Genomic DNA, 24164 nt, shown 5'->3' with positions numbered 1-24164 from the left:
ACGACTATCAGCGAGGGACTACCAGCAACGAAGGGGGAACGGATGCCGGTCGGCGCGGTCATCGAGTTCAGCAACATCACCAAGACGTTCGGCAGCGTCACCGCGGTGGACAACCTGTCCTTCACCGTGGAGCCCGGCCGGGTCACCGGCTTTCTCGGCCCCAACGGCGCCGGAAAGACCACCACGCTGCGCATGCTGCTCGGGCTGGTCACGCCCACGTCCGGCACGGCCACCATCGACGGCATCCGCTACCGTGACCTGCCGCGCCCGCTGCAGACCGTCGGGGCCGCCCTGGAGGCAGCCAGCTTCCATCCCGGCCGCAGTGCCCGGAACCACCTGGCGGTCTACGCCATCGCGGCGGGGCTGCCCTCCGCCCGCATCGACGCGGTGCTGCACACGGTCGGCCTCGGCGCACACGGCGCCCAGCGTGTCGGCGGCTTCTCGCTCGGCATGCGGCAGCGGCTCGGCCTGGCCTTCACCCTGCTCGGCGACCCCGGCGTGCTCGTGTTGGACGAGCCGATCAACGGGCTCGACCCGGAGGGGATCAAATGGATCCGCGGCTTCCTCCGCACCATGGCCGATGAGGGGCGCACGGTCCTGGTCAGCTCCCACCTGCTCTCCGAGGTGCAGCAGAGCGTCGACGACGTGATCATCATCGCCGACGGAGCTCTCGTGCACCGAGGCACCCTGTCGAGCCTCGAGACCGAGGCGGCGCCGCGCATCCTGGTCGACTCCCCCGACCGCACGGCTCTTGAGGCCGCCCTCAGCCAGGCCGGCATCGAGTTTTCCACCGGGCGCACCGGGTTGTTCGCCGCTGCGCCCGACCCGGCCCTGATCGGCCACATCGCGTTCTCGGCCGGCGTGGAACTCAGCGCTTTGCACCGGGAGAGGAAGGGGCTCGAGGAGGCCTTCCTCGCCCTCGTGAACGGCAACGCAAACGGAAGCGGAGGCGAGTCGCGATGACGTCCTTCAGCCGCGCCCTCGGCGCCGAGTTCGCCAAGCTCGGCACAACGCGCCTGTGGTGGGTCCTCGCCGCGGTCATGTTCGGTTATATCGCCCTGCTCGCCGGCGGCCTCTCGGCGCTGTTCGCGGGGATCGAGAGCGGCGCGATCAGCCCGGATGCCGCCGGTACCGGATCCCAGGGACTCGCCGGGTTCGGCAGCCTCCCACCCCTGATCTACAGCTTCGCGTCATCCGTCGGCTATGTCTTCCCGGTTCTGCTCGGGGCCCTCGCCACCACGGGCGAATTCCGGCACCAGACCCTCACCCCCACGTTCCTCGCCAATCCCCGGCGGGCCCAGGTGCTCGGGGCCAAGACGATCACTCTCTTCGTGGTCGGCGCGGTCTTCGGGGTCGTCGCGCTGCTCGCATCCGTCGGCGTCGGCGCGCTCGTCATCAACGCGTTCGACGTCGACCCGCTGCTGGCCGATAGCGCTACCTGGGCGCTGATCGGCCGCACGGTGCTCGCCATGGCCATCTGGTCGACCATCGGTGTGGGCCTCGGCGTGCTCGTGCATAGCCAGGTGGCGTCGATCGTCATCGTGCTCGCCTTCACCCAGTTCGTCGAACCGCTGCTGCGCTTCGCATCCCTGTTCACCGACGTGACGCGAGGGATCGGCAACTACCTGCCGGGGGCCGCCTCCGATGCCCTGGTCGGCGCGAGCTTTTTCACCCTCGCCGCGCCGGGAGGCACCCCGGCGGCGCTGCTCGAGTGGTGGCAAGGCGGGCTCGTCCTCCTGGCCTACATGCTCGCCGCGACCGTGATCGGCTATGCGGTCAGCTGGAAGCGCGACGTCACCTGACCACCTGACCCGAGCGCCCGCGTAGTCTCGACGCATGGGTATTGAGACTGAGTTCCGGGCCATCGTCGTCGACCGCATCGAAAATGCCGAGGGCCGGAAGACGCAGAGCGCGGCCCTCCGCGTGGTTGACGACGGCTTCCTGATGGCCGGCGACGTCACCATCGCGGTCGAGTACTCAAGCATCAACTACAAGGACGGGCTCGCCCTGATGGGCCGCCCCGGGGTCGTGCGCGCCTGGCCCCTGATCGCCGGGATCGACCTGGTCGGAACGGTCGAGCAGAGCGCCGACCCGCGCTGGTCGGCCGGAGACCAGGTCATCCTCAACGGGGCCGGCCTGAGCGAGACGCACCACGGCGGGTTGGCCCAACGGGCCCGCGTGTCGGGGGGCTCCCTGGTGCGGCTGCCGAACGGTATCAACGCCGTACGGGCCGCCGCGATCGGCACGGCCGGGTTGACCGCCATGCTGTCCGTGCTTGGCCTCGAACGGGGTGGAGTCACACCGGAATCCGGTGCCGTGCTCGTGACCGGCGCGGCCGGCGGGGTCGGCAGTGTTGCCGTGGCACTGCTCGCCGCCCGCGGCTTCCAGGTGCACGCGTCAACCGGCCGCATCGACGAGCTCGGGGACTACCTGCGCGGGCTCGGCGCCGTCGAACTCGTCGATCGCCGCACCCTCAGCGAGGCCGGCAAACCGCTGCAGGGCCAGCGCTGGGCCGGGGCCGTCGATTCGGTCGGCAGCGCCACCCTCGCCAACGTCCTCGCCCAGACGAACTACGGCGGAGTGGTCACCTCCTGCGGCCTGGCCCAGGGGGCCGACCTTCCGGCCACGGTCATGCCCTTCATCCTGCGCGCCGTCAGCCTGATCGGGATCAATTCGGTCGAGGCTCCGCTCGCCCAGCGCGAAGAGGCCTGGCAGCGCCTCGCCACGGACCTCGACCTGAGCCTGCTCGACCAGCTCACCCAGGTGATCCCGCTGGAGGCGAGCTTCAGTGCCGCCGCGGGCATCCTCGCGGGCATCATGCACGGTCGCACCGTCGTCGACGTGCGCCGATAGCACGCGTCTCCGAGGCTGCGGCTGCGGCTGCGGCTGCGGCTCAACGTCGTCCCGAACGAACTCGACGGAGATTTTGCTCAAAACAGGCCCTAAACATCCGTTTCAGTCCGGAATCGGTAAAATCTCCGTCGAATCGGTTCGACAGCGGACGTGCTCGACCAGTGGGACGGTCAACCGCCGAGCTTGAGCGACGCGATCAGGTCCGGGGCGTGGTTGGTGGTCAGGATCACCCGGGAGAACTCATCGTCAATGAGGTCGATCACGACCGCCTGGCGCTTGCGCTTGATCGCCAGGAAGTCCTTGCCGCCGCGGAACTTCCAGGTGCCCACCGCGACCACCAGCGGCAGGCCCACCCCGGGAGAACGGATCCCGCGGATCCAGATCCACGGGTCATCCGTGATCGTCACCGAACGGATGTTCCCCCGCGGTACGACGATGTCCTCGCGCCGCAGGGCGAGGGTCTTCTCCGCTTTCGTGAGGTGGATCTCAAGCCGGTCAGGGTGAACGCGGAGGGAAGCCATGCGTCTAGTCTGCCTGTTCCGGGACGAAATCCACCTGTCGGAACCTCACAAAGGAATAACTCCCGGGTGTACGGGTCACACCTGCGGGTCACACCTGCGGGTCACACCTGCGGGTCACACCTGCGGGTCACACCTGCGGGGTCGCGGCGGCCGCGGCCTTCGCTGCGGCAGGGAGGGCGTCGAGGATCCAGCCGACCGCGCTCTCGTCGTGGGCGTTGGAGACGAACCAGGCCTCGAACACGGACGGCGGCAGCGAAACGCCCTGATCCAGCATGGAGTGGAAGAACGGACCGTAGCGGAACGTCTCCTGGCGCTGCACCTGAGCGTAGTTCCGAGGCGCGCTGGCGGCGGCTTCGGCACCGAATACGAAGCTGAACAGGTTGCCGGCCCGCTGCACGCTGTGCGCGACGCCCTCGGCCGAGAAGGCGGCGGAGACGGCCTCGGAGAGCAGCAGCGCGGTGGCGTCGATGCGCTCGTAGACGCTCTCGTCCAGGGCCCGCAAGGTGGCGATGCCGGCGGCGACCGCCACCGGGTTCCCGGAGAGCGTGCCGGCCTGGTAGACCGGGCCATTCGGAGCCAGGAAGTCCATCACGTCGGCGCGACCACCGAGGGCCGCCACCGGCAGGCCTCCGCCGATGACCTTGCCGTAGGTGAACAGGTCCGGCGTGTAGTCCGCCTGCCCCTGGCCCATGGTGTCCAGTCCCCAGTAGCCGGCCGGATGCACCCGGAAGCCGGTGAGGACCTCGTCGATGATCAGGAGCGCGCCTTGCTCGTGCGCGAGGGCGGTGAGCGCGGCGTTGAAGCCGGCGTCGGGAGCCACGACACCCATGTTCGCCGCCGCCGCCTCGGTGATCACGGCGGCGATCCGGCCCGGGTGCGCCTCGAAGGCGACTCGTACGGCATCCAGGTCGTTGTAAGGCAGCACGAGGGTCTGCGCGGCCGTCGCTGCCGTGACCCCGGCCGAGCCGGGCAGGGCCAACGTGGCCAGGCCGGACCCTGCCTGAGCCAGCAGTCCGTCCGAGTGACCGTGGTAATGCCCGGCGAACTTGATCAGCAGGTCACGACCGGTGAAACCGCGGGCCAGACGGATGGCCGTCATGGTGGCCTCGGTGCCGGTCGAGACCAGGCGCAGCTTCTCGACCGCGCCGACGCGTTCCTCGATCAGTTCGGCCAGGATGGTCTCGCCGGGCGTAGAGGCACCGAAGGACAGTCCGAGCGCGGCGGCATCCTGCACCGCCTGCACGACCTCCGGGTGGGCGTGGCCGAGGATGGCCGGGCCCCAGGAGCTGACCAGGTCGACGTATTCACGCCCGTCCGAGTCGGTGACGTAGGCGCCCTTCGCTTTAACCAGGAACAGCGGGGTTCCCCCGACCGACCGGAAGGCCCGAACGGGTGAGTTCACTCCGCCGGGGATGGCGCGCTGCGCGCGGGCGAAAAGATCGTCGTTGCGGGACATCATCGGGCCTGTCTTTCGTTGAACCAGGTGGCCAGTTCGACCGCCCAGTAGGTGAGCACGGCGTCCGCTCCGGCGCGACGGATGCTGAGCACGGACTCCTCGACGGCCCGGCGGCGGTCGATCCAGCCGTGGGCGGCTGCGGCCTCAATCATCGCGTATTCACCGGACACCTGGTAGGCCCAGACCGGAACGTCACTGACGGCGGCGACCTCGGCGAGCACGTCGAGATAGCTGCCGGCGGGCTTCACCATCACGATGTCGGCGCCCTCCTGGATGTCGAGCCGGGCCTCGCGCACGCCCTCCCGGCGGTTCGCCGGGTCGAGCTGGTAGCTGCGCCGGTCACCGTCGAGGGTTGACTCCACCGCGTCGCGGAAGGGACCGTAGAAGGCCGAGGCGTACTTGGCCGAGTAGGCGAGCACGGCCGTATCGACGTAGCCGTTCTGGTCGAGCGCTTGGCGCACGGCGGCAACCTGGCCGTCCATCATTCCGCTCAGGCCGAGCAGCTGCGAGCCGGAGGCCGCCTGCACGAGCGCCATGTCGCAGTAGCGCTCGAGGGTGGAATCGTTGTCGACGCTGCCGTCTGCGCCGACCAATCCGCAGTGGCCGTGGTCGGTGAACTCGTCGAGGCAGAGGTCGGTCTGCACGACGAGGGCGTCGCCGACCTCGTCGGCCAGCGCGCGGGTGGCGGCGTTGAGGATGCCGTCGGGATCGGTCGCCCCGGAGCCGACGGCGTCGCGCACGGTCGGCACCCCGAAGAGCATGACGCCGCCGATGCCCGCTTCCGCGGCCTCGGTCACCGCCCGTCGGGCGCTGTCAATGGTGTGCTGAACCACCCCGGGCATCGACTGGATCGGCATCGGGTCGCCGCTGCCCTCCCGCACGAACATCGGAAGAACCAATTCGGAGGGGTGCAGACGGATTTCGCTGGCCAGGCGGCGGAGCGCGGGAGTGGTGCGCAACCGTCGCGGGCGGATGACGGGGTTTATCACCCGTCAACCCTACGTCGCCGGGCCGGGCGTGCGCGAACCGTCAGCGGGACTGGGCGACGTGCACCAGGGCCTGGATCAAGGACTCGGCGCTGGGCGAGTCGGCCACGACGTCTACGCGCAGGCCGATGGCCGCCGCATCCCGCGCCGTGCGCGGCCCGATGCAGGCCACCACGGTCGATTCGGGGATCGGCCCGAGTTGGTCCTGCACCTGCTGCGCCACGCTTCCGGAGGTGACGAGCAGGGCCTGGACAGTGCCGGCCGCGACGTCCGCGACGACGCTCTGGTCGACCGGGACGCCGATGGTGCGGTATGCGACGACCGATTCGACGTCGTGGCCGATCCGGCGCAGCCCCTCGGTCAGCAGCGGCTTGGCGATTTCCGAGCGGAGAGTGAGGATGCGCAGCGGCACCTGGCCCGAGGTGGCCGTTTCCCACTCCTCGAGGAGTCCGCGAGCCGAGTTGTCTTCGGAGGGGACGATGTCGACCCGGTAACCGGCCGCGATCAGGGCCGCGGCCGTTGTCTCGCCGACCGCCGCGATGCGCGTGGACGCGGCCACGACGGCACGGTGCGACGACAGAACGTCGACGGTCGTGGCGCTGGTCACGGTCATCCAGTCGAAGTCGCCCGCCGCGAGGCGTGCCAGGGCGGCCTCGAGCGCGGGGGCGTCGTCGGTCGGGGCGAAGTTGATCATGGGGGCCACGATCGGCTGGGCGCCCTTGGAACGCAGGTCGGCGGCGACGTGGTCGCCCCACGGGCCGCCGCGCGGCACGAGGACCCGCCAGCCGGTGAGCGGCTTGACGAGGCTGGTTTTCGTCTTGTAGCGCGAGTTCATCACGAAGTCACCTTCATCGGGGCGAAGTCAGCAGCGCCGCCGGCGAGTAGGTCACACGAAACACGGTTGGACACGTCTTGCGCGGCTTCGGCCAGGTGCGCAATGGAGTGGGAGTCGGGGGTGGCGGCATGGGAGCTCACGACGCTGCGGGAGCCGTCCGGGCTGTACACCGTGGCGGTGAGGAACAGGAGCCCGTCGTCGATCGCGGCCATGGCGCCGATGGGCGCGGCGCAGCCGGCTTCGAGCCGCTCCAGCACCAGACGCTCGGCCATGACGGTGGTCTGGCTGGTCGAGTGATTGATCGCAGTGAGGGCCGTGGCGAGAGTACGGTCGAGCTTCCCGTCGCGCACCTCGAGCGCGAGCGCGCCCTGACCGGGTGCGGTCGGCCAATCCGACAGTTCCAGGTATTCGCCGTCCACGGACTCGAGCAGCGCCAGCCGGCTGAGGCCCGCGGCGGCGAGCACGACGGCGTCGAGGTCGCCCTCGGCCACACGGTTCAGACGGGTCTCCACGTTGCCACGGATGTCCACGACGTCCAGGTCCGGGCGCAGCGATCGCAGCTGGGCGGCCCGGCGCGGTGACCCTGTGCCGACTCGCGCGCCCTCGGGCAGCGTGGTCAGGTTCAGCCCATCGCGGGCGCACAGCACGTCGCGCGCATCCGCACGCTTCGGGGTGGCGCCGATTCGGAGGCCCGGGTAGGCGGCCGTCGGCAGATCCTTGAAGGAATGCACGACGACGTCGCATTCTTCGGCCAGGAGCGACTCCCGCAGGGCGCTGGCGAAGACGCCCGTGCCGCCCAGGCTTGACAGAGACTCGCGGGAGGTGTCGCCGTGCGTCGTGACCGTGACGATTTCGACCTCGGAGCCGGACGCGGTCGCGATGCGGTTCGCAATCGCAGTGGTCTGCGCCAGGGCGAGCGCGCTGCCACGGGTTCCGACGCGGATCAGGCTCACGGAGCCATCCCGGCGACGGCCGGCTTGAAGCCCAGGCGCACGTTCTCGCAGCAACCGGGGCGGCAGACGTCGTACCAGGGTCCGAGGTCGGTCTCGTGCGGACGAGCGTCGGCGGGGGTGTCGTTCATGCGCTCCTCAACCAGGTCGATGAGCCCGCTCACGAAGGCCGGGTCGACGCCGGGCGTCGGCACCCGCACGGACACCAGGCCGAGGTCCCCGGCGGTCTCGGTGGCCTCGTTGTCGAGGTCCCACATGACCTCCATGTGGTCACTGACGAAGCCGAGCGGCACGATGACGATGGCACGGATGCCCCGCTCCGGCAGCAACGCGATGGCGTCGTTGATGTCGGGCTCGAGCCACGGCATGGTGGGCGGCCCGCTGCGGGACTGGAAGACCAGCTGCCACGGGGTGTCCACCCCGACCATGACCTTCTGGGCGACGGCGAGGTGCTGCGCCGCATAGGCGCCGCCCTCGCCGAAGCCGCGCTCGGCCGGGCCGCTCTTGTTGGCGTCGGTCATCGGGATCGAGTGGGTCGAGAACAGGATTTCGACCTCGGTGGCCAGGTCGATTCCGGGGACCTGGGCCGCGACATCCGCGAGCCCCTTCTGGAGGGCGGTCACGAACGGGGTGACGAATCCGGGGTGGTCGAAGAACTGGCGCACCTTGTCGATGTGCACCACGCCCTCCAGCCCGGTCGCGGTCAGCGCGGCCGCGAAGTCCTCGCGGTACTGGCGGCAGCCGGAGTAGGAGCTGTAGGCGCTCGTGGCGATGGCCAGGAGCCGGGTCTGGCCGTTGTCGTTGGCCTCGCTGATGGTGTCGCGCAGGTAGGGTGCCCAGTTGCGGTTGCCCCAGAGCACGGGCAGGTCGATGCCGCGGCGTTCGAGTTCGGCCTGGAGCGCGGCGCGAAGCACACGGTTCTGGTCGTTGATCGGGCTGACCCCGCCGAAGTGGCGGTAGTGCTTGGCGACCTCTTCGAGGCGCTCCTCGGGGATGCCGCGCCCGCCGGTGACGTTGCGCAGGAACGGGATCACATCGTCCTGACCCTCGGGGCCGCCGAAGCCGGCGAGCAGGATGGCATCGTAGGTAGTCATTACTGCAGAACCTCCACCAGTTCGGCCGTCGAGATGCGGCGGCCGGTGTAGAACGGGACCTCTTCGCGCACGTGGCGGCGCGCCTCGGTGTTGCGCAGTTCGCGCATCAGGTCGACGAGCTCGGTGAGCTCGTCGCTTTCGATCGGCAGCAGCCACTCGTAGTCGCCGAGGGCGAACGAGGAGACGGTGTTGGCGATGGCTCCGCGGAAGGCCGCGCCCTTGCGGCCGTGGTCGGCGAGCATGGCGCTGCGCTCGGCCTCCGGCAGCAGGTACCACTCGTAGCTGCGCACGAACGGGTAGAGGGTCAGCCAGCCCTTCGGCTCCACTCCGCGCAGGAACCCAGGCACATGGCTCTTGTTGAACTCGGCGTCGCGGTGCACGCCCATGGCGTTCCAGGTCGGCAGGAGGCTCTTGAGGAGGCGGCTACGACGCAGCTGGCGGTGGGCCCACTGCAGGGTCTCGGCGTCCGGTGCGTGGGTCCAGATCATCACGTCGGCGTCGGCGCGGAGCCCGGAGACGTCGTAGAAGCCGCGGACGGTGACGCCCTCGGCCTCAACCAGACCGATGACGTCGTCGAGCTCCAGGACGGCTCGGGGCACATCGTGGCCGTCGAGGTCGTCCGGGTTGCTCGGATCTTTGCGCAGCACAGCGAAGAGCGTGAAACCCTGCGGCGACGCGTCTGGCGCGTCAGTCGTTCCGTGGGTCTCGGCAGAGGTGGTGGAGTGAGGTGGGTTTACTGCCTCTCCGGCAGCCGGGTGAGTCATAACTACTAGTCTCTACTCCTTTGCCGCGAGAGCCAAAACTGCGCGGTCGGGTACCGGCTTCCGTTGGCCTCAGCGGCGCTGCACGGCCCTGACACCGAGCCAGACGGCGCCCACCGCGGCCGTGGCCGCGCCCAGGACGATGCCGGCCAGTGCGAGGGGATTCTTCTCGCCGAGTTCGCGCAGGCGCACGTTGACCAGGCGCGAGCGCACGCGCAACTGCCTCGGCACGTTGAGCCTGTACTCGATCGCGTCGAGCGTTTGCGCGAGTTCGACGCGGGCACGGGCGGCCTCGGCGCGCAACTCGGTCTTGGTGCGCGGAACGGCCACAACCGTGACAGCTTCGACGCTCCCGCGGACGGCCTCATGTGTCGTCGTGTTCACTTCAGTGCTCATATTTGCCAACTCCCTTGAGGGCGTCGACGTCGCGACGGATGCTTTCCGTCACGCCGTCCGGATCCGATGACGTTCCGGCCTGCAGCCGGTTTCTGCCGATCAGCCCCAATAGGAGCGCGAGCAGCAACAGGGCGACCGCCACGATCAGGGTCGCGAGCCAGAGCGGCAGGACGAGGGCAAGCGCGATGACCGCGAGGGCGACCAGCACCAGAGCCGCGAAGAACGTGAACAGGGCCGCCCCGACGAAGAGCCCGATGCCCAGCCCGATGTTCTTGGCCTTACCGGCGAACTCCGCCTTAGCCGCCTCGAGTTCGGCCTTGACCAGAGCGATGATCTGACCGGGCAGCTCACCGAGAAGGTCGAACGTCGATTTCCGGCTCTTCGGGTTGAATTCGCTGTTTCTCACAGTTTCCCCTTCGTTCGGAGTGTCGCGGTGATTATTTCGTGATGGTGTCGTCGGCGAACGTCGTCGGTGCGGCCGGCGCTGCGGTCGCCGGCGTCGGCGTCGGCGTCGGCGTCGGCGTCGGCACGGTGTAACTGGTCCCGGACGTCTTGGACGCCTTGGACTGCAGGGCCGAGGCGATCTTCTTGCCGGTCTCGAGGAGTGCCGACGGCACATCCCCGACCCGCTCGAGCGCGAAGTCGCGGGCCTCGTTCACCCGGCGCTGAACGGGCGGCGCGTTCCATAGGTTGTCTGCCGCGGCCACGATCTGGTCGTAGCGCTTGCGCCCGGCGCGCGCGCCGAGGACGTATCCGACGAGTCCACCCGTGATGAACAGAAGTTTTCCCCGCATTGTCACTCCATTCCTCAAGGTGCACGTATCCCTCAGAGTATCCCCCATTAGGGATAAGAGCAGGTCGGCGCGGCCGGTGACCCGGTGATCAGATGCCGAGGGCCTCGTGCCGGGTGCGGGAGGCCGCGGCGACGGCATCCGGGATCACCGAGGCCAGGCCGGTGCCGGCGAGCCACGCACCCGTGAGTTCGAGTCCCGGGGTGGCGGCCACGACCTCGTGCACCTGGTCGACCCGCTCGGGCGCGCCGACGGTCGCGGGCGAGAGGGCATCGCCCCAGACCGTGCGCGCGAAACCCCGCACGGCGGTCGCGTCGAGATTGACGCCCAGGATCGTGCGAGCGTCCGCCAGGGACAGCGCGAGGAGCTCGTCATCGCGGAGACCGGCGGTGGGGCTGTCCTGGCCGGCGCGACCGTAGGACAGACGGATGACGTGTCGGCCCGGTCCGGCGGCCTCGGCCAGCCACTCCCACTTCGCGGTCACGTGGGTGAGCGCCTTGGCGGTGACCCCGGGGGTCGCGGCCGCGACCAGCACGCCGGTGCCGCGCGGGTGCAGGTCGAGCTCCGGGGCGTCGATGACGATCGTGGCCAGCTCGATCGCCGTCGGCTGCGGCCAGTCGAGTTCGGCGAGCGCCGCATGGGCCGGGCTCAGGCCGGCCAGTAGGCCGAGCGCCTGCGCGCCTGGAGTCGCGATGATCACGAAGCGGGCGTCGAGGGTGGTCTCCGGCGCCGGGGCTGCCGGGGCGTCTGCGTCCGCCGCCGTGTCCGGTGCCGCGCAGGTGGCCGTCCAGGTGGGCGCGTCCTCGGTGCCGGAGCGCTGCAATGCGGTGACCGGGGCATCCGTCACGATCTCGGCGCCGAAGTGCACGAGGTCGGCCACCAGAGCGGTCACGAGCCGGAACATGCCGCCGCGGAGCCCGGCCACGTTCGAGCCCGCCGGGGCGCCGGAGCGCAACGACAGCACGGCCCCGGAGAGCGAACCCGTCACCGTGAGGGCAGAGTTGAGGCCCGGGGCCACGACGTCAATCTCGAGATCGTCGGCCGCGGACGAGTACACCCCGGCGGTCACGGGTTCGACGAGCCGTTCGAGCACGCGGCGCCCCATGCGCTTGCGCACGAGTTCACCCAGGCTGTGTTCCCGGCCGATCGTCAACACCGGCATCAGCCGGTCCGCGTAGGCGCGCCAGGCGCCACTCCAGCCGATCACGCGGCGCACGTCGTCGGCGAGCGGAGAACCGGGGATGCCGAGCACGCCGGCCTTGGGCAGCGGAACGCTGACCGAACCATTCGGCACGCGGTCGTCGGGCAGGTGCAGCCACGCGCCGGCGGGGTTCGGCGCGACAACCTCGTCGGACAGGCCGAGGTCGGCGATGAACTCGGCCACCGCGTCGCGCCGCACGGCGAAGCTCTCGGCACCGCTGTCGAGGGTGAGGCCGGCAACTTGGTGGCTGCCGAGTGCTCCGCCCGGCACACCGGTGGCTTCGAGCACGGTCACGCTGAGTCCGACCCGCGCGCAGGCTCGGGCGGCGATCAGGCCCGCCACCCCTCCACCGATGACGATGACGTCTTTCATTCGCGCCCCCTGAGCCTGCGTGCGATTGTCAGGACGCGGACGGCGCGGCGGCCGGGGCTTCCGGGACGGCGCCGGCCGGGCCGGCGGAGACCGCGGTGACCTCGTGCACGAAGGCCACCAGGCGAGTCAGCACGTTCGGGTCGGTCATCGGCGGAACGCCGTGGCCCAGGTTCAGCACGTGGGACGGTGCCGTGCGCCCACGCTCGAGCACGTCGAGGACATGCGCTTCGAGCACCGGCCACGGTGCCGCGAGGAGCGCCGGATCGACGTTGCCCTGCACCGGGACCAGTCCGCCGAGGCGACGGTTGGCTTCATCGAGCGGCACCCGGTAGTCGACTCCGACGACGTCGGCGCCCACCCCGTGCATCTCCCTGAGCAGCTCGCCCGTGCCCACTCCGAAGTGCACGACGGGCACGTTGCGGCGCACGGATGCGACGCCCTCGGCATCTGTGCCCGCGGCGCCCTCGCCATAGGTGAGGTCGCGCACGTGGGCGATCGCCGCGGTGGAGGCAGGAGCGACGAAGCGCGTGTAGTCGGCCAGCGAGAGCGCGCCGGCCCAGGAGTCGAATAGCTGGGCGGCGCTGGCGCCGGCCAGAACCTGCGCGCGCAGGAATCGTCCGGTGACCTCGGCCGTCCACTCCATCAGGGTGGCCCAGGCGTCGGGGTCCGCATGCATGAGCGTGCGGGCGTTGATGTGGTCCTTCGACGGGCCGCCCTCCACGAGATAGGCCGCCAGCGTGAACGGGGCCCCGGCGAATCCGATCAGCGGCGTCGAGCCGAGCTCGGCGACGGTGCGCGCGACCGCCGCGGTGATCGGGGCGAGGTTCCCCTCAAGCACGGCAGGGTCGAGAGCAGTGAGCTCCGCGACATCCTTCGCCGTGCGCACGGCCGTGCCGAGGACGGGGCCGGTGCCTGCGACGATCTCGACGTCGACGCCCACGAGCTTGAGCGGGATGACGATGTCGCTGAAGAGGATGCCGGCGTCGACGTTGTGGCGGCGCACCGGCTGCAGCGTGATTTCGCTCGCCATCTCCGGGTCGAGGCAGGCGTCGAGCATGCGCGTACCGACACGCAGCGAGCGATATTCGGGCAGCGAACGGCCGGCCTGGCGCATGAACCAGACGGGGGTGACGTCTGGCCTGGTGCCCTGGTAGGCGCGGATGAGGCGTGAATCGGCTGTGAGTCCGGTTGCGAGTGGGTGTTGCGCGTCGAGGTTCATTATCTTGATTCTGTCAAACTTCCGACACTCGGGCGATTCGGGCCCTCAGCCACAGGTCGTAGACTCATCGAGTGTTAATCTGCCTGTCCGCCAGCCATAAGAACTCCAGCTTTGACGTGCTGGAGAAATTGTCTGTCGGTGCGAATGACACGGCGGGTGGCATCCTCGAGCGGCACCCGGCCCTGGTCGGTGCCGTTGTCGTTGCCACCTGCAACCGGTTCGAGGCCTACCTCGACCTCGACGAACCGCTCGGCTCCTCCCCACTTTCGGCCGTGCACGCCGCCATCGACGGCGTCAGTGCGAGCACCGGCGTGGCCGTCGACGTTCTGCGGAACACCCTGGACCTGGTGCACGGCAGCGGCGTCGCCGAGCACCTCTTCGCCGTGACGAGCGGCCTCGAATCGGTGGTCGTCGGCGAGGGCGAAATCGCCGGCCAGGTGCGCCGCTCCCTTGAGCAGGCCCGGCTCTCCCGCACCACCAGCCCCGAACTCGAACGCCTCTTCCAGCGTGCGTCGCAGACCTCGCGGGGCGTCAAGAACCGCACCGGCATCGGAGCCGCGGGGCGTTCACTCGTGCGCCTGGCCCTCGAACTGGCCGAAAGCCGCATCACGGACTGGGCCCAGACCCGCGTGCTCCTGGTCGGCACGGGCCGTTACGCGGGGGCTTCCCTCGCCGCGCTGCGGGACCTCGGCGCCGAGGACGTGCGGGTGTACTCCCCCTCGGGCCGCGCTCAGAAGTTCGCCACCTCGCATCAGATCACCGCCGTCGCCGAGTCGGCGTTCGCCATCGAAGCCGCCGAGGCCGACCTGATCCTCACCTGCACGACCGCCGACACCCACGTGATCGACGCGGCCCTGCTCCACTCGGGCCGCGCACTCTCCCTGCAGCTCCCGGCCGCCGAAGCGCGCACACTGCCCTCCTGCCCGATGACGGATGCCCCGACCGAGATCCCGCGCCGGCTCATCATCGACCTGGGTCTGCCGCGCAACGTCGACCCGGACGTCACCGACCTGGCCGGCGTCGAGCTGCTCGACCTCGAGACCATCCGCATCCACGCGCCGCTCGAGGAGCTCAACGCCACCAGCGACGCCCGACTGCTCGTGGGCCGCGCCGCCCGCAAGTTCTCCGCGGTTGCCGAGGAGCAGAGCCTCGCCCCGGCCGTCGTGGCCCTTCGCAGCTACGTCTTCGACCTCCTCGACGGTGAGATCGAACGGGCGCGCAACCGCGGCGACAACAGCGAGCAGACCGAGGCGGCCCTGCGCCACTTGGCCGGCGTGCTTCTGCACACCCCGATGGTGCGATCCCGCGAGCTGGCCCGAGCGGGCGAGCAGGCCGCATTCCTGACCGGACTCGATGCCCTGTTCGGCATCCAGGTTGAGCTGCCCGCCGCCGGGACCGCGGCCACGGTCACCGATATCGGCCCCGTGGCATCCTGACGGTGGGCGGCCTGGCCCTGCACGGTGCGAGCGTGCACAGCACGGCCGGGATCTGCGGGTGAGAGCCGTCTGGTTCGACGCGTTCGGTGCCGTACCCGAGCTGCGGGAGGTTCCTGACCCGGTGCCGTCCGCGTCCGGGGTCGTCGTGCGAGTGGAGGCCACCGGCCTCTGTCGCAGCGACTGGCACGGCTGGCTCGGGCACGACGCCGGCATCGCCCTGCCGCACGTTCCGGGCCACGAGCTCGTCGGCGTGATCGACGCCGTGGGGCCCGAGGTGCGCCGCTTCGCCGTGGGCCAGCGCGTCACCGTGCCGTTCGTCTGCGCCTGCGGCGACTGCCCGGAGTGCCGGGACGGCAACGGCCAGGTCTGCCGCAACCAGACCCAGCCCGGCTTCACCCACTGGGGCTCCTATGCGGAGCGGGTGGCCCTGCACAACGCCGACGTCAACCTGATCGCGATTCCCGTGGGACTGGATGCCGGCGCCGCCGCACTGCTCGGCTGCCGCTTCGCCACCTCCTATCGCGGACTCGTGCATCAGGCCCGGTTGCAGGCGGGCGAGACCCTCGTCGTGGTCGGCTGCGGCGGCGTCGGTCTCTCCGCGGTCATGATCGGCGCGGCGCTCGGTGCGACCGTGATCGCCGTGGACATCAGTGCCGCGGCCCGTGAGACGGCCGCGCGAGTGGGCGCGACCTTCACGGTGGACTCCGCCGGGCTCTCGAACGATGAGGTGGTGGCGCGGATCCGCTCGGTGACGGGCAGGGGCACGGATGCGGGTGCGGGTGCGCAGGTCAGCGTCGAGGCGCTCGGTCGGGAGAGCACGGTGGGCATCGCCATCCGTTCACTGGCAACCCGGGGACGTCACGTCCAGATCGGATTGCTGGCGGAAGACCCACGGCTTCCGCTCGGCGACGTCATCGCCCGCGAACTGACCGTGATGGGCAGCCACGGGATGCCCGCGGGCGACTATCCGGCCCTGCTGGCCCTGGTCACCTCCGGCCGGCTGCGCCCGCAGGACCTGATCGGCCGCCGCCTCAGCCTGGCCGAGGCGCCCGCCGCCCTCGCCGCCATGAGCGACCCGGCCGCGCCGGGCGGCGTCACCCTGATCGAGCTCGCCCGCCCCTGAACTCGTGCGGCAGCGGTGGCGGCTCGCTAGGAATCCGTCTCCCTCCACCTGTGGGGCCAACTCAGGAAAACCGGTGTGTCCGGTCGCCGCGGTGCCGCCGTTCCGGGACCGCCGAAGCTCGCCCGCGGGACTTCTCCTGAGTTAGCACCCCACCGGTACCGCCACCGGTATCCCCGGCCCCAGCACCCCACCGGTACCGCCAGCGGTACCCCCGGCCCCAGCCGGCCGGCCCCAGCCGGCAGACTCGGCTATGCGCCGCGGAGGCGCTCGGCCAGGTAGGCGTCGAGCTTGTCGAGCGGCACGCGCTCCTGCGCCATGGTGTCGCGGTCACGCACGGTGACGGCCTGGTCCTCGAGCGAGTCGAAGTCGACCGTGACGCAGTACGGGGTGCCGATCTCGTCCTGGCGGCGGTAGCGGCGGCCGATGGCGCCGGCGTCGTCGAAGTCCACGTTCCAGGACTCGCGCAGCCGCGCCGCGAGGGACTTGGCCATCGGCGAGAGCGCCTCGTTGCGGGACAACGGCAGCACGGCGACCTTGATCGGCGCCAGGCGCGGGTCGAGTTTCAGCACGGTGCGCTTGTCGACGCCGCCTTTCGCGTTGGGCACTTCCTCCTCGTGGTACGCGTCTACCAGGAACGCCATCAGAGAGCGGGTCAGTCCGGCCGCCGGCTCGATCACGTAGGGAACCCAGCGCTCATTCTTCGTCTGGTCGAAGTAGGACAGATCCTTGCCGGATGCCCCCGCGTGCGTCCTGAGGTCGAAGTCGGTTCGGTTGGCAACACCCTCGAGCTCGCCGAATTCGCTGCCGCTGAAACCGAAGCGGTACTCGATATCCACGGTGCGCTTGGAATAGTGCGAGAGCTTCTCGGCCGGGTGTTCGAACAGGCGCAGGTTGTCGACGTTGATGCCGAGGCCGGTGTACCACTTCAGGCGCTGGTCGATCCAGTACTGGTGCCACGTCTCATCCGTGCCCGGCTCGACAAAGAATTCCATCTCCATCTGCTCGAACTCGCGGGTACGGAAGATGAAATTTCCCGGGGTGATCTCGTTGCGGAAGCTCTTGCCGATCTGGCCGATGCCGAACGGCGGCTTCATGCGAGCAGCCTGCAGCACGTTGGCGAAGTTCACGAAGATGCCCTGCGCGGTCTCGGGGCGCAGGTAGTGCATGCCGGCCTCGTCGTCGACCGGGCCGAGGTAGGTCTTGAGCAGGCCGGAGAAAGCGCGCGGTTCGGTCCAAATATGACGGTTGCCGCAGTTCGGGCAGGGGATGCCGTCGATGCCGCCCTCGGGCGGGCGGCCCTTCTTCTCCTCGAATTCCTCCTCGAGGTGGTCTGCGCGGAAGCGCTTGTGGCAGCTCGTGCACTCGACCAGCGGGTCGCTGAAGACCTCGACGTGACCGGATGCCTCCCACACCTTGCGGGGAAGGATCACCGAGGAGTCGAGGCCCACCACGTCGTCGCGGCTGGTGACCATGAAGCGCCACCACTGCTTCTTGATGTTCTCCTTGAGCTCCACGCCCAGCGGCCCGTAGTCCCAGGCGGACCGGGACCCACCGTAGATTTCACCGGCCTGGAACACGAACCCGCGGTGGCGGGCAAGGGCGATGACGGAATCGAGGCGGGAGAGGGCGGCCACGGGGCTCCAATGGTCGAGAGGGCGGGGGATCTGGAAAGCACACAGGACAGGCAGAAGCCGCCCGGCGCTCCGTCCATTTTAGGCGTCCGTCCGGAAGGTGCCGCCAAGCTGTTAGCCTTGCTAAGGATTTCCGCAGTCCTTGCGGGTACCTCAAAGGAGAGATCATGGGCACCAAGCCCCGCACGCCACACGATTCAGCCAAGCGGGGTGAGGAGCTGGAACGGGATCCCCTCCTGTTGCCCGTTGCTCTCGACCAGACCACCCACGACGCCGAGGAAGCCCACTGGACCCCCCTGAAGATCGGGATCTGGGGCGGCATCTCGCTGCTCGGCGGGCTGAGCTGGGTGATGCTCGCCGTCGTTCGCGGCGAGACCGTCAACGCCATCTGGTTCGTCTTCGCCGCCGTCTGCACGTACCTGATCGGTTACCGTTTCTACTCCAACTACATCCAGAAGCACCTGCTGCACCCCGATGACCGGCGCGCGACGCCGGCCGAGTACAAGGCCGATGGCAAAGACTTCGCGGCCACGGACCGCCGGGTTCTCTTCGGTCACCACTTCGCCGCGATCGCCGGCGCCGGACCGCTCGTCGGCCCCGTGCTGGCCGCCCAGATGGGCTACCTGCCCGGCACGATCTGGATCATCGTCGGTGTCGTGCTTGCCGGCGCGGTGCAGGACTACATGGTGCTGTTCTTTTCAATGCGCCGCGGCGGACGCTCCCTGGGTCAGATGGCCCGGGACGAGCTCGGCAAGGTGGGCGGCACGGCCGCCCTCGTCGCGACTCTGGCGATCATGGTCATCATCGTGGCCATCCTCGCCCTCGTCGTCGTCAACGCCCTCGCGGACAGCCCCTGGGGCGTCTTCTCGGTCTCGATGACCATTCCGATCGCCCTGTTCATGGGCGTCTACCTGCGCTTCTTCCGCCCGGGCCAGGTCACCGAGGTCTCGATCATCGGCTTCATCCTGCTGCTGGCCGCCATCATCGGTGGTGGCATGATCGCGGACACCGAGTGGGGCTCGACCTTCTTCGCCATTGAACCGCTGCCCCTCGCGATCGGCATCATCGTCTACGGCTTCGTGGCCGCCATCCTTCCGGTCTGGCTGCTCCTGGCCCCCCGGGACTACCTGTCCACCTTCATGAAAATCGGCACGATCGGGATGCTGGCAATCGCCATCATCATCGTCCGCCCCGAGATCTCGGCCCCGGCCGCCAGCGAGTTCGTGAACGGCGGCGGCCCCGTGGTGAGCGGCTCGCTCTTCCCGTTCCTCTTCGTCACCATCGCCTGCGGCGCCCTGTCCGGCTTTCACGCCCTGATCGCCTCCGGCACGACACCGAAGCTGATCGAGAAGGAACGCCAGACCCGGTTCATCGGTTACGGCGGAATGCTGATGGAATCATTCGTCGCCATCATGGCGCTCGTCGCCGCGCTGTCGATCGACCGCGGCATCTACTTCGCCATGAACTCCTCGCCGGCCCTGACCGGCGGCACCGTTGAGGGTGCTGTCACATTCGTGAACAGCCTCGGCCTGACCGGCGTCAACCTGACCCCCGAGATGCTCACCGAGACCGCGAAGAACGTGGGTGAGGAGACCATCGTGTCCCGCACCGGTGGCGCCCCGACCCTGTCGGTCGGCCTCGCCAACATCATGCACCAGCTTGTGGGCGGCTCGGGGATGATGGCGTTCTGGTACCACTTCGCCATCATGTTCGAGGCGCTGTTCATCCTGACCGCCGTCGATGCCGGAACCCGCGTGGCCCGGTTCATGCTGCAGGACAGCCTCGGCAACTTCTTCCCGAAGTTCAAGAACACCTCCTGGCGCCTGGGCGCCTGGGTCACGACCGGGATCATGGTCGCCGCCTGGGGTGCCGTGCTCGTGATGGGCGTCACCGACCCGCTCGGTGGCATCAACACCCTGTTCCCGCTGTTCGGAATCGCGAACCAGTTGCTGGCGGCCATCGCCCTGGCCGTCTGCCTGGCGATCGTGGCCAAGCGAGGGCTGTTCACGTACCTCTGGGTCGTGGCGCTGCCGCTGACCTTCGCCGCCGTCGTGACCATCTACGCGTCGTTCCTGAAGATCTTCTCGACCGTTCCCGCCGTGGGCTACTTCGCCCAGAATCGAGCGTTCTCCAACGCTCTGGATGAGGGACTCACCAGCTTCGGCACGGCGAAGACCGTCGAGGCGATGGAGGCGGTCGTGCGCAACACGATGGTGCAGGGCGTCCTTTCGATCCTGTTCGTCGTGCTGGCCATCATCGTGATGGTCACCGCCGTGCAAGCCACCTGGAAGTCCTACAAGACCCGCAGCTTCGGCACCAACGAGGATGACGCGGTGGCGTCGCAGATGTTCGCCCCGTCCGGCTTCGTGGCCACTCCGGAAGAGAAGAAGCTGGCCGCACGCTGGGACACCCAGATCGCCCAGGCCAAGCTGGACAAGGCAGGGAGGACGACCCGCCGATGAATCTGCTCGCCAGTGTTCGCCACGGCGCGAAGAGCTTCGCCTGGTTCATGAGGGGGGTCATGGGTGAAGACGCCTACGACAAGTACAAGGCCCACCATGAGGCCCATGACGAATCGATTCATGACCCGGATGCCGCCGCCTGCTCCGGACCAGTGATGATGACGGAACGCGAATTCTGGCGCGACCAGACTGACCGCCAGGACATCAACCCCCAGGGTCGGTGCTGCTGAGCGGGTGCGCCACCACCACCCAGGGCTGCCCCCGCGAAGGATTCCTTCGCGGGGGCAGCCCTGTTTTCCTGTTTTCACCGGCGACGCCGGTCAGTGCACGTATTCCAGCAGGTCGAGGCCGACCGCGCGCATCCCGTCGAGCACCGCGAGCCGGGACGAGAGGCGGGTGTCCGCGAAGGACATCGAGACCATGTAGGTCACCCCGGCGCGCGGGCCGCGCAGAATGCCGATCTCACTGCGCACGCCGGCATCCGTTCCGATCTTATTGACCAGCAGGAGGCCGTGATCTCCGGACCGATGCGCGAGCGGGTCGAGCCCGAACGCGCTGGCGACCATGGACAGGTCGGCGCCGAGCGACAGCCAGCCGAGCACGCGCTCACTCGCCTCAGCATCGACGACCTCCCCCCGGGCCAGCGCCGTGAACAGCCAGGTGAGCTCCTTGGCGCTGCCGACCGAGAGCTGAGGCGCGTCATCGGGACCGCGCCGGTCGCGCACAAGGTCGAGCAGGGCGGTGCGGCTGAGTCCGAGCTGCTCGGCGCGGGTCCGCACCGCGTCCAGGCCGACTGCGCGGAGCAGCACATTGGTGGCCAGGTTGTCGTTGATGGCACCGATCAGCGCAGCGAGGTCGGCGATCGGCAGCGAGGGAGCCTGCAGGTGCTGCCAGAGGCCGGATCCGGCGACCGAATCGGACACGTTGCGATCGAGGATCGTGTACGCGCCGAAGTCGGCGTCGCGGAGCCGGGCGGCGACCTCGATCAGCAGAAGCACCGTGCCGATGCCGGCGGTGGGCATGACCACGTGGTCGTCCACGGAGAACAGCACCCGGCCGGTGACCAAATCGGTGGCGCGGGCCGACACCTGCACCCCGTCGACCGCGAGGTCACCGAGCGCCTGGAACCCGCGGCCGAAGTTCGCCGTGGCGTCCACGCCGCCGTGCCTGCCGCGGCGCGCCGAGGAGTGGCGAGACCGGCGCTCTGAGTCCTGGGATGGCATGGCCACAGTGGGCAGGTCCTTACGTAGATTCGGGCTGCTCGACCCCGGTGACACGGGCTTACGGTCGCGCTGAGGTCACCAGATCGTAACGCGCTTTTCCGGGTCCAGCCAGAGAGCGTCGTCCGGGGTGACGCCGAACGCCGTATAGAACTCGTCGATGTTGCGCACGATCTGGTTGCAGCGGAATTCGTTGGGCGAGTGCGGGTCGATCGAGAGCAGGCGGACGGCCTCCTCGTCACGCATCTTGAGCTGCCAGGCCTGTGCCCAGGAGAGGAAGAAGCGCTGGGTGCCGGTGAGTCCGTCGATCACGGGCGGCGCCTGGCCGTCCAGCGAGATCAGGTAGGCCTTCCAAGCGATGGAGAGCCCGCCGAGGTCGCCGATATTCTCGCCGATGGTGAGTGCGCCGTTCACGTGGTGGTCGGGAACCTGATGCGGGGCGAGCGCGTTGAACTGCTCGATCAGGGAGCCGGTGCGCTCTTCGAAGGCCGTGCGGTCATCTTCGGTCCACCAATCGGTGAGTAGCCCGGTGCCGTCGTATTTCGAGCCCTGGTCGTCGAAGCCGTGGCCGATCTCGTGCCCGATGACGGCGCCGATCGCGCCGTAGTTGGCGGCGGAATCGCGGGCATCGTCGAAGAACGGCGGCTGCAGGATGGCGGCCGGGAAGACGATCTCGTTGAAGCCCGGGTTGTAGTACGCGTTGATCGTCTGCGGGGTCATGAACCACTCGTCGCGGTCGAGCGGGTTGCCGATCTTGCCCAATTCCCGCTGAAACTCGAACTCGCTCGTGGCGCGCACGTTCTTGATCAGGTCGGCCGGGTCGACCGAAAGGGTCGAGTAGTCCCGCCACTTGACCGGGTAGCCGATCTTGGGGGTAAACTTCTCGAGCTTGTCGAGCGCACGGGCGCGCGTCTCCGCGGTCATCCAGTCGAGTTCGGTGATGCTCCGGCGGTAGGCCTCGACCAGGTTGGCCACGAGTATGTCCATGCTCGCCTTCGCGCTGGGCTTGAAGTGCCGCTCGACGTAGATGCGCCCGACGGCCTCGCCGAGCGCCCCCTCGACGAGCGAGACGCCACGCTTCCAGCGCTCGCGCAACTGGGGAGTGCCGGTCAGGGTGCGACCGTAGAAGTCAAAGCTGGACTCGACGAAATCGCTCGACAGGAACGCGGCGCTGGAACGGATGATCTGCCACCGTAGCCAGTCCTTCCAACCCTCGAGCTGGTCCTCGGTGAGCATCTCCGCCAGACCGGTCACGAAGCTGGGCTGGCGCACGACAACCTCGTCGAGAGCACCGGCCGGGCCGTCGAGCCCGTCAAGCCAAAGGTGCAGGTCGGCGCCGGCGGCCAGCGCGGTGACCTGACCCCAGGTCTTGAGGTTGTAGGTCTTCTCGCTGTCGCGCGAGCGCACCTTGTCCCAGTGGTGGGTGGCGAGCTCGGTTTCGAGAAGGAACACGCGCTCGGCGCGACCGGCGGCATCCGGGGTGCCGACGAGGCCGAACATCCGGGTCAGGAACGCCTGGTAGGCCTCCCGGATCGCGGCGAACTTCTCGTCGCGGTAGTAGGACTCGTCGGGGAGGCCGAGCCCGCCCTGCTCGACGAAGACGAGGTAGCGCTCGGGGTCCCCCGGATCGTTGTCGACGAAGAGACCGAAGGCGCCGGACACACCCGCGCGCTCGAGGCGGCCGAGGGTGCCGAGCAGCTCGGGGACGGAGGTGACGGCGTCGACGATGGCGAGATCGGCCGCGAGCGGGGTCGCTCCGAGCTCTTCGACGCGGTCCTCGTCCAGGAAGCTGGCATAGAGGTCACCGAATTTGCGCTCTTCGGTGCCGGGGGCGGCGGTCTGGGCTTCGAGGATGATTTCCCGGACGGCCTTCTCCGATTCCTCGGCGAGCAGGTAGAACGAGCCCCAGCGGGCCTTGTCGGCCGGGATCTCACTGCGGGCGATCCACTTGCCGTTCACATGGCGGAAGAGGTCGTCCTGCGGACGCACCTCGAGGTCAAGTTCGTCGCGGTCGATTCCGGATGCGGTCCCCTGGTCAGTCATACCTCCACCCTATTCGCTGTGACAGTGGCCGAGCTGGTAGAGACCCATCGGGTGTGCACACGGATGGCGGTGGACCTCCCGGCCCGCTGGTCGAGCCCGCCGAGACCCGGAGCTACAGCCCCACCGCCTTGCTCGATAGTGCGATCAGTGTCTGCTCCGGATCGTTCTCCACCGGTGGCCGCAGCCAGCATTGCGTTCTCGTGCGGGTGATCTTCCAGTGCTGGTTGTGCAGCAGCAGGTGGTGCGGGTGGCAGAGCAACACGCCGTCGGCGAGGTTGGTGTCTCCGCTGTCTGTGAGCCATTCGTTGATGTGGTGGGCTTCGCTCCAGGCCGGTGATCGGTCGCAGCCGACCCAGAGGCATCCACCATCGCGCACTCCCATCGCGGCGCGCTGTGCCTCCGTGAAGAGTCGTTCGTCACGGCCGACGTCGATGATCTGGCCGATGTCGTCGAATTTGATGCCGCGGGTGCCGGTCTCGCAGAGCAACCGGTCGATGGTTTCCTGCGAGATCGGGACCGGGTTGCCCTCGATCTGCCCGTGAGCGGCGGGTTCGGCGGCACCCGGCTCGCCGGGTTCGGCTGTGAGAGCCTTCTCGGTCACGATCACGCGCACCGCCGGGCGGCGTCCGCCGAAGACCCGGCCGGGGTCGGCTTCGCCGGCGATCGTCAGCAGCTGCACGAGGGAGTCCGCGTTGATCTGCTCGGTGCTGCGCGGGTCGTCCTGCATTTTCTGGGCCCAGGCGGCGCGTTCCGGGTCGACGAAGCGCACTCCGCCGCGGCGGGGTCCGGTGATGGAGTCGAAGGTGGAGAGCAC

General features: G+C 69.1%; 23 protein-coding genes. 7 read left to right on the top strand and 16 right to left on the bottom strand.

What is annotated here, in order from left to right; all coding sequences use genetic code 11:
• The first annotated feature begins 42 nt into the window (after positions 1-42).
• Genes CXY81_RS06475 through CXY81_RS06465 form a run of 3 tightly spaced genes read left to right on the top strand, consistent with a single transcriptional unit; the run spans position 43 to position 2853 of the window.
• The gene (locus CXY81_RS06475; protein ID WP_104194360.1) at positions 43-963 is read left to right on the top strand and encodes an ABC transporter ATP-binding protein; all 921 of its coding nucleotides are present in this window, start codon (positions 43-45) and stop codon (positions 961-963) included.
• Complete coding sequence (locus CXY81_RS06470; RefSeq protein WP_104170038.1) at positions 960-1802, top strand: ABC transporter permease; 843 nt, start codon at positions 960-962, stop codon at positions 1800-1802. Before CXY81_RS06475 ends, CXY81_RS06470 begins: the two co-directional genes overlap by 4 nt.
• A gap of 34 nt (positions 1803-1836) precedes the next feature.
• Complete coding sequence (locus CXY81_RS06465) at positions 1837-2853, top strand: MDR family oxidoreductase (protein WP_104170037.1); 1017 nt, start codon at positions 1837-1839, stop codon at positions 2851-2853.
• Positions 2854-3023: 170 nt separating this feature from the next.
• Here CXY81_RS06465 and CXY81_RS06460 read toward each other — a convergent pair whose 3' ends face one another.
• The 12 genes from CXY81_RS06460 to hemE form a co-directional block, all read right to left on the bottom strand.
• A complete protein-coding gene (locus tag CXY81_RS06460) occupies positions 3024-3374 on the bottom strand; it encodes a hypothetical protein (protein WP_104099932.1) in 351 nt (116 codons plus the stop codon).
• A gap of 127 nt (positions 3375-3501) precedes the next feature.
• Positions 3502-4830: a glutamate-1-semialdehyde 2,1-aminomutase gene (gene hemL, locus CXY81_RS06455; RefSeq protein WP_104169353.1), complete on the bottom strand. Its 1329-nt coding sequence runs from the start codon at positions 4828-4830 to the stop codon at positions 3502-3504.
• Entirely contained in the window at positions 4830-5816 is a 987-nt protein-coding gene (hemB, locus tag CXY81_RS06450) for a porphobilinogen synthase (RefSeq protein WP_369828346.1), read from the bottom strand. The genes hemL and hemB overlap by 1 nt, the downstream gene beginning before the upstream one ends.
• A 43-nt stretch (positions 5817-5859) precedes the next feature.
• Positions 5860-6651: a uroporphyrinogen-III synthase gene (locus tag CXY81_RS06445; protein ID WP_104169351.1), complete on the bottom strand. Its 792-nt coding sequence runs from the start codon at positions 6649-6651 to the stop codon at positions 5860-5862.
• A complete protein-coding gene (gene hemC / locus CXY81_RS06440) occupies positions 6651-7604 on the bottom strand; it encodes a hydroxymethylbilane synthase (protein ID WP_104169350.1) in 954 nt (317 codons plus the stop codon). Before hemC ends, CXY81_RS06445 begins: the two co-directional genes overlap by 1 nt.
• A complete protein-coding gene (locus CXY81_RS06435) occupies positions 7601-8695 on the bottom strand; it encodes a ferrochelatase (protein ID WP_104169349.1) in 1095 nt (364 codons plus the stop codon). Before CXY81_RS06435 ends, hemC begins: the two co-directional genes overlap by 4 nt.
• The gene (gene hemQ, locus CXY81_RS06430; RefSeq protein WP_104194359.1) at positions 8695-9459 is read right to left on the bottom strand and encodes a hydrogen peroxide-dependent heme synthase; all 765 of its coding nucleotides are present in this window, start codon (positions 9457-9459) and stop codon (positions 8695-8697) included. Before hemQ ends, CXY81_RS06435 begins: the two co-directional genes overlap by 1 nt.
• A gap of 69 nt (positions 9460-9528) precedes the next feature.
• A complete protein-coding gene (locus tag CXY81_RS06425) occupies positions 9529-9852 on the bottom strand; it encodes a DUF3618 domain-containing protein (protein WP_104194358.1) in 324 nt (107 codons plus the stop codon).
• The gene (locus CXY81_RS06420; protein WP_158252018.1) at positions 9842-10258 is read right to left on the bottom strand and encodes a phage holin family protein; all 417 of its coding nucleotides are present in this window, start codon (positions 10256-10258) and stop codon (positions 9842-9844) included. The genes CXY81_RS06425 and CXY81_RS06420 overlap by 11 nt, the downstream gene beginning before the upstream one ends.
• 31 nt (positions 10259-10289) lie before the next feature.
• Positions 10290-10646, bottom strand: a complete 357-nt coding sequence (locus CXY81_RS16605; protein ID WP_199180843.1) for a YtxH domain-containing protein — start codon at positions 10644-10646, stop codon at positions 10290-10292.
• Positions 10647-10734: 88 nt separating this feature from the next.
• Positions 10735-12216, bottom strand: a complete 1482-nt coding sequence (gene hemG, locus CXY81_RS06410) for a protoporphyrinogen oxidase (RefSeq protein WP_104194357.1) — start codon at positions 12214-12216, stop codon at positions 10735-10737.
• 28 nt (positions 12217-12244) lie between these two features.
• Positions 12245-13435, bottom strand: a complete 1191-nt coding sequence (hemE, locus tag CXY81_RS06405) for a uroporphyrinogen decarboxylase (protein ID WP_104194356.1) — start codon at positions 13433-13435, stop codon at positions 12245-12247.
• Positions 13436-13506: 71 nt separating this feature from the next.
• On the opposite strand from hemE, the gene CXY81_RS06400 reads away from it, so the two are divergent.
• The gene (locus CXY81_RS06400; protein WP_104194355.1) at positions 13507-14871 is read left to right on the top strand and encodes a glutamyl-tRNA reductase; all 1365 of its coding nucleotides are present in this window, start codon (positions 13507-13509) and stop codon (positions 14869-14871) included.
• Between the two features lie 58 nt (positions 14872-14929).
• On the top strand, positions 14930-15994 hold the full coding sequence (locus tag CXY81_RS06395; RefSeq protein ID WP_104194354.1) for an alcohol dehydrogenase catalytic domain-containing protein: 1065 nt from the start codon (positions 14930-14932) through the stop codon (positions 15992-15994).
• A 248-nt stretch (positions 15995-16242) separates the two neighbouring features.
• Here CXY81_RS06395 and CXY81_RS06390 read toward each other — a convergent pair whose 3' ends face one another.
• Positions 16243-17628 carry a glycine--tRNA ligase gene (locus CXY81_RS06390; RefSeq protein ID WP_104169342.1) on the bottom strand — a complete coding sequence of 462 codons (1386 nt, stop codon included), beginning with the start codon at positions 17626-17628 and terminating at the stop codon, positions 16243-16245.
• Positions 17629-17792: 164 nt separating this feature from the next.
• On the opposite strand from CXY81_RS06390, the gene CXY81_RS06385 reads away from it, so the two are divergent.
• Entirely contained in the window at positions 17793-20087 is a 2295-nt protein-coding gene (locus CXY81_RS06385; RefSeq protein WP_104169341.1) for a carbon starvation CstA family protein, read from the top strand.
• Positions 20084-20317 carry a YbdD/YjiX family protein gene (locus tag CXY81_RS06380; protein WP_104099947.1) on the top strand — a complete coding sequence of 78 codons (234 nt, stop codon included), beginning with the start codon at positions 20084-20086 and terminating at the stop codon, positions 20315-20317. Before CXY81_RS06385 ends, CXY81_RS06380 begins: the two co-directional genes overlap by 4 nt.
• Before the next feature lie 90 nt (positions 20318-20407).
• On the opposite strand, the gene CXY81_RS06375 is transcribed toward CXY81_RS06380, so the two are convergent.
• The 3 genes from CXY81_RS06375 to CXY81_RS06365 form a co-directional block, all read right to left on the bottom strand.
• A complete protein-coding gene (locus tag CXY81_RS06375) occupies positions 20408-21310 on the bottom strand; it encodes a serine hydrolase (RefSeq protein WP_199182995.1) in 903 nt (300 codons plus the stop codon).
• Positions 21311-21385: 75 nt separating this feature from the next.
• Positions 21386-23350, bottom strand: coding sequence for a M13 family metallopeptidase (locus tag CXY81_RS06370; protein WP_104194352.1), 1965 nt, complete (start codon positions 23348-23350; stop codon positions 21386-21388).
• Positions 23351-23462: 112 nt separating this feature from the next.
• A partial coding sequence (locus tag CXY81_RS06365) for a DUF222 domain-containing protein (RefSeq protein WP_158252017.1) occupies positions 23463-24164 on the bottom strand: 702 nt, incomplete at its 5' end.

The organism is Cryobacterium sp. M25 (genome assembly GCF_002929635.1).
GTDB lineage: Bacteria > Actinomycetota > Actinomycetes > Actinomycetales > Microbacteriaceae > Cryobacterium > Cryobacterium sandaracinum.
This window is presented reverse-complemented; position numbering and strand designations above follow the sequence as displayed.